Annotated in this window: 15 protein-coding genes; 8 read left to right on the top strand and 7 right to left on the bottom strand. The window is 64.6% G+C overall.

Annotation, left to right across the window (positions count from 1 at the left end):
* Positions 1 to 120 precede the first annotated feature (120 nt).
* Positions 121 to 1,431 (top strand): methyl-accepting chemotaxis protein, encoded by a 1,311-nt coding sequence (locus L1F06_RS24925; RefSeq protein WP_129483138.1) that lies wholly within the window; start codon positions 121 to 123, stop codon positions 1,429 to 1,431.
* A gap of 33 nt (positions 1,432 to 1,464) precedes the next feature.
* Here L1F06_RS24925 and L1F06_RS07770 read toward each other — a convergent pair whose 3' ends face one another.
* From L1F06_RS07770 to L1F06_RS07755, 4 genes are all read right to left on the bottom strand, one after another.
* A complete protein-coding gene (locus tag L1F06_RS07770) occupies positions 1,465 to 2,847 on the bottom strand; it encodes an ATP-binding protein (RefSeq protein WP_096826939.1) in 1,383 nt (460 codons plus the stop codon).
* Positions 2,844 to 3,521 carry a response regulator transcription factor gene (locus tag L1F06_RS07765; protein WP_003244339.1) on the bottom strand — a complete coding sequence of 226 codons (678 nt, stop codon included), beginning with the start codon at positions 3,519 to 3,521 and terminating at the stop codon, positions 2,844 to 2,846. Before L1F06_RS07765 ends, L1F06_RS07770 begins: the two co-directional genes overlap by 4 nt.
* Before the next feature lie 64 nt (positions 3,522 to 3,585).
* Positions 3,586 to 4,191, bottom strand: a complete 606-nt coding sequence (locus L1F06_RS07760; protein ID WP_012019137.1) for an outer membrane beta-barrel protein — start codon at positions 4,189 to 4,191, stop codon at positions 3,586 to 3,588.
* 113 nt (positions 4,192 to 4,304) lie between these two features.
* Entirely contained in the window at positions 4,305 to 5,477 is a 1,173-nt protein-coding gene (locus L1F06_RS07755) for an MFS transporter (RefSeq protein ID WP_129483139.1), read from the bottom strand.
* 218 nt (positions 5,478 to 5,695) lie between these two features.
* Between L1F06_RS07755 and napE the strand changes: the two genes are divergently transcribed.
* Genes napE through L1F06_RS07730 form a run of 5 tightly spaced genes read left to right on the top strand, consistent with a single transcriptional unit; the run spans position 5,696 to position 9,757 of the window.
* Positions 5,696 to 5,863: a periplasmic nitrate reductase, NapE protein gene (gene napE, locus L1F06_RS07750; protein WP_129483140.1), complete on the top strand. Its 168-nt coding sequence runs from the start codon at positions 5,696 to 5,698 to the stop codon at positions 5,861 to 5,863.
* A 29-nt stretch (positions 5,864 to 5,892) separates the two neighbouring features.
* A complete protein-coding gene (locus L1F06_RS07745) occupies positions 5,893 to 6,153 on the top strand; it encodes a chaperone NapD (protein ID WP_129483141.1) in 261 nt (86 codons plus the stop codon).
* A complete protein-coding gene (gene napA / locus L1F06_RS07740; protein WP_129483142.1) occupies positions 6,150 to 8,654 on the top strand; it encodes a nitrate reductase catalytic subunit NapA in 2,505 nt (834 codons plus the stop codon). Before L1F06_RS07745 ends, napA begins: the two co-directional genes overlap by 4 nt.
* Positions 8,655 to 8,665: 11 nt before the next feature.
* Positions 8,666 to 9,151, top strand: coding sequence for a nitrate reductase cytochrome c-type subunit (locus L1F06_RS07735; protein ID WP_129483143.1), 486 nt, complete (start codon positions 8,666 to 8,668; stop codon positions 9,149 to 9,151).
* Between the two features lie 9 nt (positions 9,152 to 9,160).
* Entirely contained in the window at positions 9,161 to 9,757 is a 597-nt protein-coding gene (locus tag L1F06_RS07730; RefSeq protein WP_129483144.1) for a cytochrome c3 family protein, read from the top strand.
* 151 nt (positions 9,758 to 9,908) lie between these two features.
* Here L1F06_RS07730 and L1F06_RS07725 read toward each other — a convergent pair whose 3' ends face one another.
* A complete protein-coding gene (locus L1F06_RS07725; protein ID WP_012019142.1) occupies positions 9,909 to 10,367 on the bottom strand; it encodes a TlpA disulfide reductase family protein in 459 nt (152 codons plus the stop codon).
* 48 nt (positions 10,368 to 10,415) lie between these two features.
* On the opposite strand from L1F06_RS07725, the gene L1F06_RS07720 reads away from it, so the two are divergent.
* Together L1F06_RS07720 and L1F06_RS07715 are read left to right on the top strand one after the other, a co-directional pair.
* Positions 10,416 to 11,822 (top strand): PilZ domain-containing protein, encoded by a 1,407-nt coding sequence (locus L1F06_RS07720; RefSeq protein ID WP_129483145.1) that lies wholly within the window; start codon positions 10,416 to 10,418, stop codon positions 11,820 to 11,822.
* 115 nt (positions 11,823 to 11,937) lie between these two features.
* A complete protein-coding gene (locus tag L1F06_RS07715; protein WP_012019144.1) occupies positions 11,938 to 12,330 on the top strand; it encodes a hypothetical protein in 393 nt (130 codons plus the stop codon).
* Positions 12,331 to 12,377: 47 nt separating this feature from the next.
* On the opposite strand, the gene L1F06_RS07710 is transcribed toward L1F06_RS07715, so the two are convergent.
* On the bottom strand, positions 12,378 to 12,575 hold the full coding sequence (locus tag L1F06_RS07710) for a hypothetical protein (protein WP_129483146.1): 198 nt from the start codon (positions 12,573 to 12,575) through the stop codon (positions 12,378 to 12,380).
* A gap of 200 nt (positions 12,576 to 12,775) precedes the next feature.
* Positions 12,776 to 13,993, bottom strand: a complete 1,218-nt coding sequence (locus tag L1F06_RS07705; RefSeq protein WP_129483147.1) for a virulence factor BrkB family protein — start codon at positions 13,991 to 13,993, stop codon at positions 12,776 to 12,778.
* Positions 13,994 to 14,010 lie beyond the last annotated feature (17 nt).

Raw genomic sequence — 14,010 nt, 5'->3', positions numbered from 1 at the left:
CGCAACGGGATAACGGCCGCAGTTCGCTCTGCCACATACGGAAACATTTGTGCTGGCGACCGGCTCGGTTTTGCCCTACACCTCAACCTATTCCGTTCAAACCGGCAAAGGCCTGCCACGATGTTCACGACCCGACTGAAGCAGGAGGTACAGGCACTGCGCGAAGAGCTGTCGCTGTTCAACCAGGTGCGTGCCAGCCTCGACGACGAAATGATCGCCCTGACCCTCGACCCCCAGGGTCGAATCGACACGGTCAACGCCAACTTCGAGAAAGAAATGCACTATCGCGGCGAGCAGCTTCGTGGCCGCTCACTGCTGGAGCTGATCCCGGAGCCGGTGCGCAATCTCGACTTCCACCATCGGGTTCGCCATGCCCTGGAACGCGGCGAGCACCTGGCCGGGGTCATTCGCCTCAAACGCGGCGATGGCGAGGAGGCCTGGCTGCGCTCGATCCTGCAGCCGGTGCGCAACAGTCAGGGCCAGGTGCAGTTCTTCTCGATCTATGCCAGCGACCTGACACGCACCATCGTGGCCTCACGCGAGCACGAGAACCTGGTCAAGGCGCTGCAGCGCTCCACCGCCGTCATCGAATTCAACCTGAACGGCGAGATTCTCACTGCCAACAAGCCGTTTCTCGACTCCATGGGGTACAGCCTGGCGCAGATTCAGGGCAAGCATCACCGCATGTTCTGCGATCCCTCCGTGGCCGGCTCACCGGAGTACCAACGTTTCTGGGACCAGCTGCGCCGCGGTGAATTCGTCGTCGGGCGCTTCAAGCGGGTCGATGCCTATGGTCGGGAGGTCTGGCTGGAGGCCTCCTACAACCCGGTTACCGACGCCCAGGGCAAACTCTACAAGGTGGTGAAGTTCGCCACGGTGATCACCGATCAGGTCAACCGCGAAACCGCGGTGGCCGAAGCGGCCGGCATCGCCTTCGAAACCTCCAAAGGCACGGATGAGAGCGCCAAGAACGGCGCTTCGGTGGTGCAGCAGATGCTCGATGCCATGCGCGAGCTGTCCGCCCGCATGCAGGAAGCGGCGCAGGGCATCGAAGCGCTGGACAAGCAGTCGCAGATCATCGGCTCCATCGTCAAGAACATCAGCAGCATCGCCGACCAGACCAATCTGCTGGCGCTCAATGCCGCCATCGAGGCGGCGCGCGCCGGCGAACAGGGTCGGGGGTTTGCGGTGGTGGCCGATGAGGTCCGCCAACTGGCTTCACGCACCAGCGCGGCGACGGAGGAAATCACCCAGGTGGTCGGACAGAATCAGCAACTGGCCGAGCGCGCCGTGGGGCTGATCGACCGCGGCAGGACCCAGGCCGAACTGGGCCTGGAGCTGTCCGCTCAGGCCGGCCAGGTGATCGCCGAGATTCAGGATGGCGCCAAACACGTCGTCAGCGCGGTGGAGCGCTTCGCGACGCAGTTGTGATACCGCCGGAGCGCGCTCCGCCAGCGGCCGCCGTCAGTCGTACAAGCGCACCTTGAAGCAGGCGCCGCCCAGTTCGGAGTCTTCCAGGCTCAGTTCGCCCTCGTAGCTTTCGACGATATCTTCCACCACCGCCAGGCCGATGCCCTGCCCGGGGTTCTGCGCATCCAGCCGTTCGCCACGCTGCAGCACGCGGGAGCGCTGGTCATGGGGTACGCCGGGGCCGTCATCCTCGATGGTCAGCAGGCAGCCGTCCGGCAGCGGCTGCAGGCTAACCCGCACGCGGTGCAGACACAGGCGGTAGGCATTCTCCAGCAGGTTGCCGAGCAGCTCCATCAGGGCGCCGCGCTCCATGCTGATCTGGCTGTGCTCGGGCACCTCCAGCATCGCTTCGACGCGCTTGTCGCGGTAGACCTTGTCCAGCGAGCGGCACAAGCCATCGAGCAGCGGCCAGACCCGCTCGCGGTGACGCACCAGGCCGCTGCGGCGCAAGCTGGCGCGCTGCAGCTGGTAGCCCACCTGCTGGCTCATGCGCTCGATCTGGGCCTGCATCAGTTGCGCCTGTTCACGATTCTCCGGCTGCACGGAAAGGGTTTCACCGATGCCCTGCAATACGCTGAGCGGGGTTTTCAGGCTATGGGCGAGGTCTTCGAGGGAGTCGCGGTAGCGTTCGCGCTGGCGCCGCTCGCTGTCGAGCAGGCGGTTGAGCGAGTTGGTCAGGCGCAGCAGTTCGCGCGGGTGGTCGTCGCTCAGGCGCTGGCGGGTGCCGGACTCCACGCCGTCGAGTTCGTCGCTCAGCCCCCGCAGGCTGCGAAAGCCCCAGGTCAGGCCGAACCACAGCAGGCCGAGCAGCACCAGCAGCGCGAGCCCCAGCCACAGGCGCAGCTGCCAGGCGAAGCCATCGAACAGCCCCTGGTATTCGCGGGTCGGCTGCATGGTGACGATGCTCAGCGCGGTTTCGTTGCCGCGCAGCAGGTCCACCTCGATGTCGTAGACGAAGTACTCCTGACCGCTCTCGTCGCGAATGCGCACGAACTCGTGACCGCGGCCGTCGTAGCGCGGCTTGTAGTTCACCAGTTCGTCGAGGGACGAGCGCGAACGCCAGATCAGCCTGCCTTCGCGGTCGAAGATGAAACCCAGCAGATGCGAGTCGAGGTTGTCGAATTCCTCGTCCGGCATCTTGTCCGGCATGTGCAGCTGGCCTTCCTGGATTCGCGCGGCCGAGATAAGCGCGGCGGCATCGGAGGCCAGGCGTTTTTCCACCGTTTCCTCCAGCGCCATGAGAAAGACCCCTTGCAGCACCGGCATCAGCAGCAGCATGAACAGCATCGCCAGCGCAGCGCTGGCCAGCATCAGGCGCAGGCGCAGCGAGGTCAGCCGGATGCGCACCTTGCGCACGATCACCCGCGCTTTTCTCACTTGCAGCGCTCGTTGAACATGTAGCCCTGGCCACGCACGGTTTCGATCGGCTTGCCGCCCAGCATCGCCTCCAGCTTGCGACGCAGACGCCCGACCAGCACTTCGATGACGTTGGGATCACGTTCGTCATCGCCGGGGTACAGCTGCTCCATCAGGCGTTCCTTCGGCACCACCTGCTGGTGATGGAGCATGAGGTACTCGAGGATGCGGTACTCGTAGGCAGTCAGCTGCAGCGACTGCTCGTCGACGGTTGCCTGCTTGCGATTGAGATCGAGCACCAGGGAGCCGGCCTCGATGGTGGATTTGGTAAAGCCCGAGGAACGGCGCAGCAGGGCGTTCAGGCGCGCCTCCAGTTCCTCGAACTGAAAGGGTTTCACCAGATAGTCGTCGGCACCGCAGGACAGGCCTTCGACCTTGTCCTGCCAATTGCCGCGGGCGGTGAGGATGAGGATCGGAAAGTTCTTGTCTTGGCTGCGCAGCTGCCGGATCAGGTCGATGCCGCTCATGCCCGGCAGACCCAGGTCGACCAGAGCCAGGTCGTGATTGAAGGACTCAGCTCGATACAGCGCCTCTTCAGCGGTGCGCACGGCATCCACCACATGCCCGTTTTCACTGAGGCGAGTGAACAGATGGTGACGCAGCAGCGCCTCATCCTCCACCACCAACAATTTCATGAGACTCCCCCTTTTTCAGTGAACGAAGGCCGGGCGATGCCCGGCCTGGTGAACGAAGCCTCATTCAGAAGGCAAAATTGGCACCGAGATAGAGCTGCGAACTGCTGTGCAGATCCAGCGACCCGGCCTTGGGCTGCCCATGCGGCGCCATTTCAGTGCTGGCATTGGTACGCAAGTAACGATAGCCGGCTTCGATCGAAGCATTGTTGTTCAGTTCCTGCAGGATACCGGCCTGCAAACCGGCGGCAAAACCGATATCGCTGTCACGGGAGAAGCCGCTGCTTTCCTGCTCCAGCTTGACCAGGCCAGCGGTCACGCCGCCGAACAACTTGGTGTTGTTGTCGCCCAGCGGGACGAACATGTCATAGCTGCCGAGCAGGTTCTGCTGGCGCAGCTTGTAACCGTTATGGCTGTCGGAGACGTTTTCGTAGGTGGCGTAGTAACGGCCATCGGCGGTCTTCTGGCCGACGCGTACACCCCAGGTGCTCTTGTCGTCGATGACCTTGTCCAGCTTGGGATTGCCCAGGTTGGCGTTCAGCGCGCTGGACTTCTGAATGTTGTTGTCGGTCTGGCCCCAGGTCAGACCGATGAAGGTGTCGTTGGCCTGCGCAGCGGTGGTGCCCAGGGCCAGGCAGGTGGCGAATGCGATACGGTTCAGGGTGGTTTTCATCGAAGCGTTCCTCTCGTTTCGGTTGTGATCAACTCGAAAACGAGTCTGCACGAAGCCTACTGAATCCCTCCTGAACCCTCCTTGAACCTGCCCTGAACGAGCGGCAATGAGGGTTACAAACGTCGCGCCAGAGCGCCCGCCAGGCCAAACAGCGAAGCCAGCACGGCCAGCAGCGCCAGCCAGCCGGCATGTTCCCAGACATAGCCACCGACATAGCCCACCAGGCTCGAGCCCAGATAGTAGGCGCACAGATAGAGCGCCGAGGCCTGCGCCTTGGCCCCCTTGGCATGCGCACCGACCTGGCCGCTGGCGACCGCGTGCGCGGCGAAGAAGCCCAGGGTGAACAGCGCCAGGCCGACCACCGCAGCGCTCAGCCAGGGCGCGGCGCACAGGGCTACCCCGAGCAGCATCAGGGCGATCGCGCCGAACAGAACCTGGCGCGCACCGAAGCGCGGTACCAGGCGCCCGGCCCAGCCAGCGCTGAAGATGCCCAGCAGGTAGACGGTGAACAACAGGCCGATCACCGTGGCGGAGAGGTTGAACGGCGCACCTGCCAGACGAAAGCCCACGTAGTTGAACAGCGCGACGAAGCCGCCCATGAGCAGGAAGGCCAGCGCGAACAGCACGCGCAGGCGAGGATTGCCCAGGTGCAGAGCGAAATTGCCGAGCAACCCGCGCAGCGACAATGGCTGCGCCCGGAAATGCCGGGACGGCGGCAGCAGCCAGAGAAACAGCCCCAGCGCCAGCAGGCCAAGACCGGCGATGCCGCCCAGCGCCCAGGGCCAGCCGCCGAGGTCGCTGAGCAGACCGGCGAGCAGACGCCCGAGCAAGCCACCCAGGGCGGTCCCGCCGATGTACAGGCCCATGGCCGCCGGTAACGCCTCGGGATCGAACTCTTCACCGACGTAGGCCATGGCCAGGGCCGGCAAGCCGCTCAGCGCCAGCCCCAGCAACGCCCGCAGTATCAGCAGGCTGCTCCACTGCTCCACGAAGGCGCAGGCGATACCGAGCAGCGCCGCCAACCCCAGCGCCGCGGCCATCACCGGCTTGCGCCCCCAGCTTTCGGCCAGGGCGCCGGATACCAGCAGACACAGCGCCAGGCTCAGGGTGGTCAGCGACAGCGCCAGACTGCTGCTGGCGGCCGACACGCGAAAGTGCGCGGCGAGCAGCGGCAGCAACGGCTGTACGCAGTAGAGCATGGCGAAGGTGGCGAAACCGGCGCAGAACAATGCCAGAGTGGCGCGCCGATAACCGGCGCTGCCACGGCTGAGATGAGTAGCGGACATGGGCAAGACGGCTCACGAAACATGACGCGGGCAAGCGGCGAAGCAACGGCCAACGGCCCCGCAGTGGAACGAGGGATAAATATTAGCACGCTATCGAAAATTTCGAACGCCGCCGCCCTTCGCCGGTAAAACCTCTCCCCTTGATCCAGCTCAACGGACTTTGCCCACACGAAAGCTAGGGTCTAGCCTGAAAAACGGAACGCAATGGAGCCGAGCGAATGGATAGCACGCCCGAGGGCAAAGCCACGAAAGGCAAGGAAACCCGCCTGTTCGTCTTTCTCGTCGTCTGCCTCTTCCCCCTTCTTTCGGTCGCCCTGGTCGGCGGCTACGGATTCATCATCTGGTTCATGCAGATGCTGCTGGGGCCGCCAGGCCCACCCACCTGATCCTTCTTTACCAAACGGAGCCACGGAACATGGCCGCCTCCCTGCACATATCCAGCCTGCTGGTACACGTACGGCCCGAGCTGCTCGCCGCGGTGAAAGCCAACCTGCGCCAGCTCGAAGGCCTCGAACTGCACCAGGAGAGCCCCCAGGGCAAGCTGGTGGTGGTGCTGGAGACCGAACACGAGCGCCACATCCTCGCGCGCATCGAACAGATCAACGCGTTACCGGGCGTGCTCAATGCTGCCCTGGTCTACCACGAACTCCTCGAAGCAGAGGGAGACGCAGAATGAAGCTTTCCCGCCGTGAATTCGCCAAAGCCAACGCCGCTGCCATTGCCGCAGCGGCGGCTGGCCTGCCGCTTGCCAGCACCGCCAGTAACCTGATCACCGAGGCGGACATGACCCGCCTGGACTGGAACAAGGCGCCCTGCCGCTTCTGCGGTACCGGCTGCAGCGTGATGGTCGCCACCCGCGACAACCGCGTGGTGGCCACCCACGGCGACGTCAAGGCCGAGGTCAACCGCGGCCTGAACTGCGTCAAGGGCTACTTCCTGTCGAACATCATGTACGGCGTCGACCGCCTCACCCAGCCGCTGCTGCGCATGAAGAACGGTGTGTACGACAAGCAGGGCGAATTCCAGCCGGTGAGCTGGGACCAGGCCTTCGACATCATGGCGCAGAAGAGCAAGCAGGCCATCGCCGAGCAGGGTCCGGAGGCCGTCGGCATGTTCGGCTCCGGCCAGTGGACGGTGTGGGAAGGCTACGCCGCCAACAAGCTGATGAAAGCCGGCTTTCGCAGCAACAACATCGACCCCAACGCGCGCCACTGCATGGCCTCGGCGGTGATGGGCTTCATGCGCACCTTCGGCATGGATGAGCCGATGGGTTGCTACGACGACATCGAGGCCGCCGATGCCTTCGTGCTGTGGGGCTCGAACATGGCCGAGATGCACCCGATCCTCTGGAGCCGGGTCACCGATCGCCGCCTCAGCCACCCGAACACCAGGGTCGCGGTGCTTTCCACCTTCGAGCACCGCAGCTTCGATCTGGCCGACATCCCGCTGGTATTCAAACCGCAGACCGATCTGCTGATCCTCAACTACATCGCCAACCACATCATCGAAAGCGGCGCAGTGAACAAGGACTTCGTCGGCAAGCACACCAAGTTCGCCCGCGGCGCCGACGACATCGGCTACGGCCTGCGCGCCGATAACCCGCTGGAAATGCAGGCCAAGAACGCGGCCAAGGCCAACACCTGGGAAGACATGTCCTTCGAGCAGTTCGCCGCCTTCGTCAAACCCTACACGCTGGAGCGCACCGCCAAGGAAAGCGGCGTGGCGGCCGAGCGCCTCAAGGCGCTGGCCGAGCTGTACGCCGACCCCAAGCGCAAGGTCATGTCGTTCTGGACCATGGGTTTCAACCAGCACACCCGCGGCGTCTGGGCCAACAACCTGATCTACAACCTGCACCTGCTCACCGGCAAGATCAGCGAGCCGGGCAACAGCCCCTTCTCCCTCACCGGCCAGCCCTCGGCCTGCGGCACCGCGCGCGAGGTGGGCACCTTCTCCCATCGCCTGCCCGCCGACATGCTGGTGGCCAACCCCAAGCACCGCGAAACCGCCGAGAAGATCTGGAAGCTGCCGCCCGGCACCATCCAGGAAAAGCCCGGCTTCCATGCCGTGGAGCAGAGCCGCAAGCTCAAGGACGGCGTGCTCAAGGTCTACTGGACCCAGGTCAGCAACAACATGCAGGCCGGCCCCAACGTGATGCAGGAGATCCTCCCCGGCTGGCGCAACCCGCAGGCCTTCGTCATCGTCTCCGACGTCTACCCCACCGTCTCGGCCCAGGCCGCCGACCTGATCCTGCCCAGCGCCATGTGGGTGGAGAAGGAAGGGGCCTACGGCAATGCCGAGCGCCGCACACAGTTCTGGCATCAACTGGTGAAGGCGCCGGGCGAGGCCAAGTCCGACCTCTGGCAACTGGTGGAATTTTCCAAGCGCTTCACCACCGACGAGGTCTGGCCCGCCGAACTGCTGGCCAAGGCGCCGGATTACAAGGGCAAGACGCTGTATCAGGTGCTGTTCGCCAATGGCCAGGTCGACCAGTTCCCCAGCGAGCAGATCGAGGCCGGTTACGCCAACGACGAGGCCGAGGCCTTCGGCTTCTACCTGCAGAAGGGGCTGTTCGAGGAATACGCCCGGTTCGGCCGCGGCCACGCCCACGACCTGGCGCCGTTCGACAGCTACCACGCCGAGCGCGGCCTGCGCTGGCCGGTGGTCGATGGCAAGGAGACGCGCTGGCGCTATCGCGAGGGCCACGACCCCTATGTGGAAAAAGGCAGCGGCGTGCAGTTCTACGGTTACCCGGACAAGCGCGCGCTGATTTTCGCCCTGCCCTACGAGCCGCCAGCCGAGGCGCCGGATGACGAGTTTCCGTTCTGGCTCAGCACCGGCCGCGTGCTGGAGCACTGGCACACCGGCAGCATGACCCAGCGCGTCGAGGAGCTGCACGGCGCGGTGCCCGATGCCCTGGTGTACATGCACCCGGACGACGCCAAGGCACTCAAGGCGCGACGTGGCAGCGAGGTCAAGGTGATCAGCCGGCGCGGCGAGATCCGCGCCCGCATCGAAACCCGCGGGCGCAACAAGCCGCCACGCGGTCTGGTGTTCGTGCCCTTCTTCGACGCCAACAAGCTGATCAACAAGGTCACCCTGGACGCCACCGACCCGATCTCCAAGCAGACCGATTACAAGAAGTGTGCGGTGAAGATCGAACTGGTCAGCCTGGCCTGAGGAGAGCCGTCATGAGCCTGCGTTTCCTGCCTCTGCTACTGCTCGCCGCCTTCGGCCTGGCCATCGCCGGTGAGCTCGATTATCCACTCGACGCTCCCGCACCGGACGGTCGCCGGCCCGGCGGCACCCTAAGCCAGACCCTGCCGGCACCGGTGCTGGGCAACGAGGAGAACAAGGACCTGCGCCGCGAGCGCAATTACCCGGAACAGCCACCGACCATCCCGCACAGCATTCGCGGCTACCAGGTGGACGCCAACGGCAACAAGTGCCTGACCTGTCACAGCCGGGCCGGCAGCGCCCGCAGCCAGGCGCCGATGATCAGCATCACCCACTACATGGATCGTGATGGTCAGCCGCTGGCTGCCGTGTCGCCACGGCGCTACTTCTGCACCCAGTGCCACGTGCCCCAGCAGGAGGTCAAACCCCTGATCGGCAACAGCTTCCGCAATATCGACCACCTGCTCGAAGACGAAGCAGCCGGCACCGCGAAACCCTGAGGAGGCCTCATGAAGTCACTACTGGCCCTGCTCAGGGAATACTGGGGCATCCTGCGTCGTCCGAGCGTGCATTACAGCCTGGGCTTTCTCACCCTGGGCGGCTTCATCGCCGGGATCATCTTCTGGGGCGGCTTCAACACCGCGCTGGAAGCCACCAACACCGAGCAGTTCTGTATCTCCTGTCACGAGATGCGCGACAACGTGTTCGTCGAGCTGCAAGACACCATTCACTACAGCAACCGCTCCGGCGTGCGCGCCACCTGCCCGGACTGCCATGTGCCGCACCAGTGGACGGACAAGATCGCGCGCAAGATGCAGGCGTCGAAGGAGGTCTGGGGCAAGATCTTCGGCACCATCAACACCCGCGACAAGTTTCTGGATAAACGCCGCGAGCTGGCCGAGCACGAATGGGCACGGCTCAAGGCCAACGACTCGCTGGAATGCCGCAACTGCCACAACTTCGATTACATGGACTTCACCAAGCAGAGCCCGCGCGCCCGGCAGATGCATTCCAGCGCGCTGGCCAGCGGCGAGGCCACCTGCATCGATTGCCACAAGGGCATCGCCCACCAGTTGCCGGATATGAGCGGGGTGCCCGGTTGGTGAGCAGTTGAACCTTAGGGTGTCGCGGGGCCGCCTGGGCTGTGCGCACCGACTCCACCCCCGAAGGGCCGCCGGAGTGTGCCCCGTCCGAAGGATCATCGGTGCGCGCGGCGCACCCTACTCGCCTCACGCCTTTGCCCCGACGGCGCTCGTTCTATTCGCCGCGCAGCCGCTGCAGATGCGCCAGCAGGCCGGCGGCGGTCTGCTCGCCGACCAGGCGCTCGCGCAGCTTGCCGTCGGCGTCGACTATGTAGGTCACCGGCAGCACGTCGTTGCGCGGCAACTCGAAGCGCGGCGCGGGGTCGTCGGCGAGCACGGTGAAGCGAATGTCGAAGGCCTGCGCCGCGCGCTTGAGGTCCTCGCCCTGCAGTCCGTCGAAGTTGACGCCCAGCACTCGCGCCGAGCGCGTTTTCAGCTCATCTTCCAAGGCATTGAGCTCGGGAATTTCGGTACGGCACGGCGCGCACCATTCGGCCCAATAATTAATGATCAGCCACTGGCTATCCAGGCTGTCAGCCGTTACCTTTCGTCCATGCTGGTCGAGGCCGAAGTCTTCGGCGCAACCAGTCAGCAGCAGGCCGGCGCAGATACCCATGACTGCCTTGTAGATCATCCGGAGCCCTAAGCCCATGTACTCGATCCTCGTCCACTCGGGGTTGATATGACGCTGGATGCCCTGCGCCTGGAAGTGCCTGATATCCGTGGCGACAGCGAGATTGCCCCGGCACAGATCGCCGAACGACTCATCGCCGCGCGACGACTCGAGCCCGAACATGGCCTGCAGCAACTGCTCGGCCTGCTGTTCACGCTCAATCGCAGCGGTCTGACCTTACTGGAAAGGCAGCGCGCGCTGCAAAGCTTCAGTGAAGAGTATCGCCACTACGCCGTTCTGACCGCCTACCAGCAGGCGCCCAGCGCATTGTTCGTGCGCCTGTGCAGCGAACTGGCGATAGGCTTCAAACGCCTGCTGCTGCAGATTCTTCAGGGCCGCCAGCCGTCGCTACCGCACCTGGCCTGGTGCCTGTACATGGCCCAGCACTTTCTCGCTCAGCAACTGCTGCGCCACTACCAGCTGTACCAGGAGCCGCCCGCCGCACTGTGGCGCGACAGCCATCTGCTGTACTGGATCGGCGAACATCAGCAGTGCCTGGACGAGCCCGTCGCCGCGGCCTTCCAGCCCAAACCGGCGAGCACCTTGCGCGGCCTGTATCAGCAGATGCTGCTACTGGCGCTGAGCAATCCCTTCCATCTCGCCGAAGGCGAATGCCTCACCCTGTTCGGCGCCCTCGCCCCGCTGGCCGGTCTGGCGCGCCTGCAACCCTGGGATGAGGATGATGACGCCGAAGGCCCCATCGTCGACCTCAGCGAATCGCAGGCCTGCCTGGCCTTCGACCAGCCTATCGAGGGCGAACCGGACAATCTGCGCCGCTTCGAGCTGGGCGCCCTGCTGATCGCCCTGCATGAGCCCGCCCCCCTGCAAAGCACGCTCGAACGGCAATTGCTCGAGCGTGTGCGCCAGCACTGGCTGGGCCGCCAGCAGCGCCGTCACGAACGAGCCGAGTTCACCGGCCAGTGCAGCCTGGTGGCAGGCCTGCCGGCTATCCATGCACAACTGCTGGACAAGTTGCCGCAGCGCACCGAAGCGCAGATTGTCGACGCCAGCGCCGGTGGCGCGCGGCTGCTGTGCAACGCGGATGCAGGCGTACACCTGCTGGTCGGGCAACTGGTGTTGCTGCTCACCAACGGTACGCCGACCCTGGCCCTGGTACGCTGGCGCCACCAAGGGGGCGAGGGGCTGCACCTTGGCCTGCGCTACCTCAAGGGACTGCCGCGGCCGGTATGGCTGCGTCGTGCGCCCAACGCCCAGACCCACCCGGGCGTGCTGCAGAGCACCCCGGCACCGGGCAACGGCTGGCATCATGGCCTGTGGCTGCCCAACGGCCAGTTCGCCCCCGGCGAGCACCTCTGGTTGCAGCTCGCCAGCGTGCACAACCAGGCCATCCTGCCGCTGCCGGCGAGCAATCTGGAAACAGCCTCGGTGACTCGCCATCCCCTGCACCTGGCCTGATACGCAAAACTGCGATACCAGTCACGCCGCGTGGCTGCCAACTGCACAGTTTCGCTGACAGGGCCCTGCTTATAATTCCTGGCACTGATGTTTCACTCAGCCTGGAATCCCCATCATGTCCCAAGCGCAAGACAAGCTGATCGGCTCCGTGCCCTCCCGCATCGTCGACGACGCTCGCCTGCAGGTCACCCCCTACGAGGGACGCGTGGCCGAATACAACGTCGCAACCTGGCTGCAACTGCCGGGTCTGGCCAATCTGCCGGTATCGCTGCTGGTCAGCTACCGCGACGGCGACAAACGCCGGGAGGTCAACGTCGACCACGGCAAGGTCAACGCCCAGGGCAAGATTCTGCTGTCGGGCATCGCCCGCATGCCGGTCAAGCAGAAGATCGAGGATATGCAGGTGCGCCTGCGCTCGGCCGTGCCGGCGCAGACCATGGTGGTCGAGGAGTTCTTCGTCCAGGCTGTCGAGCTGGCCAGCAGCGAGAGCCGCCAGGCCATGGCCTGAAGCCGGCAGATGCACAAGACCCCGCGCTCAGTCGCGGGGTTTTCGTTTCAGCCGGAAGACACGCCCGGGGCGGCAGAGGGTTGCTGAACAGGCTCGTCGACCTGCTGCAGATTCTCCGGAGCGACATGCGCGAGCAGCGAATCCGGCCAGCGGGCGAACTGCAGAGCGGTAATGCGGTTGAGCCGCGTCAGCGCCTCTTGCGGGTCGCGTCGATGAAGATGAATTACCTTGGTCTTGCCTGTCATTACTGCCTTATTCCTTAGCGATCCCTGCCTCTGCTGGCAGTTCGATAGCAACTGATCCTGCAGTTGCCAGAAGCGTGCCAGAGCGCAACTCCCGCAATTAACGGGGCCTGGCGCGTAGCAATGACAGTAGCGCGAAGGCTCGATGCCGCAAACTGACCTTTTTTGTCACTTGCCAGCGCAAGCCCCGCCTTCGCATCGTCTCAGCCAGGACCCGACAGCCAGGCCGCCAGGCTCACGCCGAACTGCTCCTTGCGTTCATTCTGCAAGCGCTCCAGCGCCTGACGCAGCGCCGGATACCAGGGTTCGTCCAGCTGCGCCGGCAACTGCGAGAGATTGGGCAGCGGCCAGGGACTGCACTCGAGCAGCTGATGCAGGCTGAAGTTGTGCAGATCGCGGCACAGCACCCAGCCTCCGCCGCTGGCACGACAGGCCAGATGCTCGCGCTCGAGAAAGTCCAGTACCTCGCTCCACTCGTCTTCCGGCAGGCTCCAGCCGCCACGCTGCATCTGTGCGTAATGCAGGGCCTCGCCCTTCTGCTGGCGCGCCAGCAACAGACGCAGCACCACCAGCAGGATCAACGCCCGCGGCAACGGCTGCCGGCGCCAGCGCCGCGGCTGCGACAGGCCATAGACCAGCTCGGCACCGAGCAGCACGATCAGCCACGACAGGTAGATCCACACCAGAAACAGCGGCACCGTGGCAAAGGCGCCGTAGATCAGGTGATAGCCCGGGAACAGCCGGACATACAGCCCGAACAGCGCCTTGGCGATCTCGAACAGGATGGCACTGAACAGGCCGCCGAGCAGCGCGTGACGCAGCGGCACGCGGGTGTTGGGCACGGCCGCATAAAGCAGGGTGAAGGCCGCGATGCTCGACAGCAGCGGCGTGAACGCCAGCAGCGTCTTCGCCCCGACCACGGCGTCCGGCCCGGAAATCAGCGACAGCGAAGCGATATAGGTGCTGACCGCAAACCCCGCGCCGAGCAGCAGCGGCCCCAGGCTGAGAATCGCCCAGTAGAGCAGGAAGCTGGACATGCCTCGGCGCGGCTGACGCACCCGCCAGATCACGTTGAAGGTCTTCTCGATGGTCACCAGCATGAGGAAGGCAGTGACCGCCAGCAGGCCCACGCCGAACCAGGTCAGCTGTCGCGCCTGGGCGGTGAATTCGCGCAGGTACTCCTGCACCGTCTCGCCGGTAGAAGGCACGAAGTTATTGAAGATGAACCCCTGGATCTCTTCGCCGACGCCCTGGAACGCAGGAATCGCCGAGAGCATGGCAAAGGTCACGGTCATCATCGGTACCACCGCGAACAAGGTGGTATAGGTCAGCGCCGCGGCGTTACCCGCGCCGCGATTTTCGATAAAACGCTGATACAGACTCAGCCAGAACCCCAGCCAGTCCTTCAGACGACGATGCATGCCTTCTCCTTAGCCTT

Source organism: Pseudomonas hydrolytica (assembly GCF_021495345.1).
Lineage (GTDB): Bacteria > Pseudomonadota > Gammaproteobacteria > Pseudomonadales > Pseudomonadaceae > Aquipseudomonas > Aquipseudomonas hydrolytica.
The sequence above is the reverse complement of the archived record's forward strand: the minus strand, read 5'-3'. Positions and strand labels throughout refer to the sequence as shown.

Coding starts and splice junctions, on each gene's coding strand:
- napA (WP_129483142.1), top strand. CDS start 6,150: ATGAAGCTTTCCCGCCGTGAATTCGCCAAAGCCAACGCCGCTGCCATT.
- L1F06_RS07760 (WP_012019137.1), bottom strand. CDS start 4,191: ATGAAAACCACCCTGAACCGTATCGCATTCGCCACCTGCCTGGCCCTG.
- L1F06_RS07725 (WP_012019142.1), bottom strand. CDS start 10,367: ATGATCTACAAGGCAGTCATGGGTATCTGCGCCGGCCTGCTGCTGACT.
- L1F06_RS24925 (WP_129483138.1), top strand. CDS start 121: ATGTTCACGACCCGACTGAAGCAGGAGGTACAGGCACTGCGCGAAGAG.
- L1F06_RS07730 (WP_129483144.1), top strand. CDS start 9,161: ATGAAGTCACTACTGGCCCTGCTCAGGGAATACTGGGGCATCCTGCGT.
- L1F06_RS07715 (WP_012019144.1), top strand. CDS start 11,938: ATGTCCCAAGCGCAAGACAAGCTGATCGGCTCCGTGCCCTCCCGCATC.
- L1F06_RS07765 (WP_003244339.1), bottom strand. CDS start 3,521: ATGAAATTGTTGGTGGTGGAGGATGAGGCGCTGCTGCGTCACCATCTG.
- L1F06_RS07745 (WP_129483141.1), top strand. CDS start 5,893: ATGGCCGCCTCCCTGCACATATCCAGCCTGCTGGTACACGTACGGCCC.
- L1F06_RS07735 (WP_129483143.1), top strand. CDS start 8,666: ATGAGCCTGCGTTTCCTGCCTCTGCTACTGCTCGCCGCCTTCGGCCTG.
- L1F06_RS07720 (WP_129483145.1), top strand. CDS start 10,416: ATGACGCTGGATGCCCTGCGCCTGGAAGTGCCTGATATCCGTGGCGAC.
- L1F06_RS07705 (WP_129483147.1), bottom strand. CDS start 13,993: ATGCATCGTCGTCTGAAGGACTGGCTGGGGTTCTGGCTGAGTCTGTAT.
- L1F06_RS07710 (WP_129483146.1), bottom strand. CDS start 12,575: ATGACAGGCAAGACCAAGGTAATTCATCTTCATCGACGCGACCCGCAA.
- L1F06_RS07755 (WP_129483139.1), bottom strand. CDS start 5,477: ATGTCCGCTACTCATCTCAGCCGTGGCAGCGCCGGTTATCGGCGCGCC.
- napE (WP_129483140.1), top strand. CDS start 5,696: ATGGATAGCACGCCCGAGGGCAAAGCCACGAAAGGCAAGGAAACCCGC.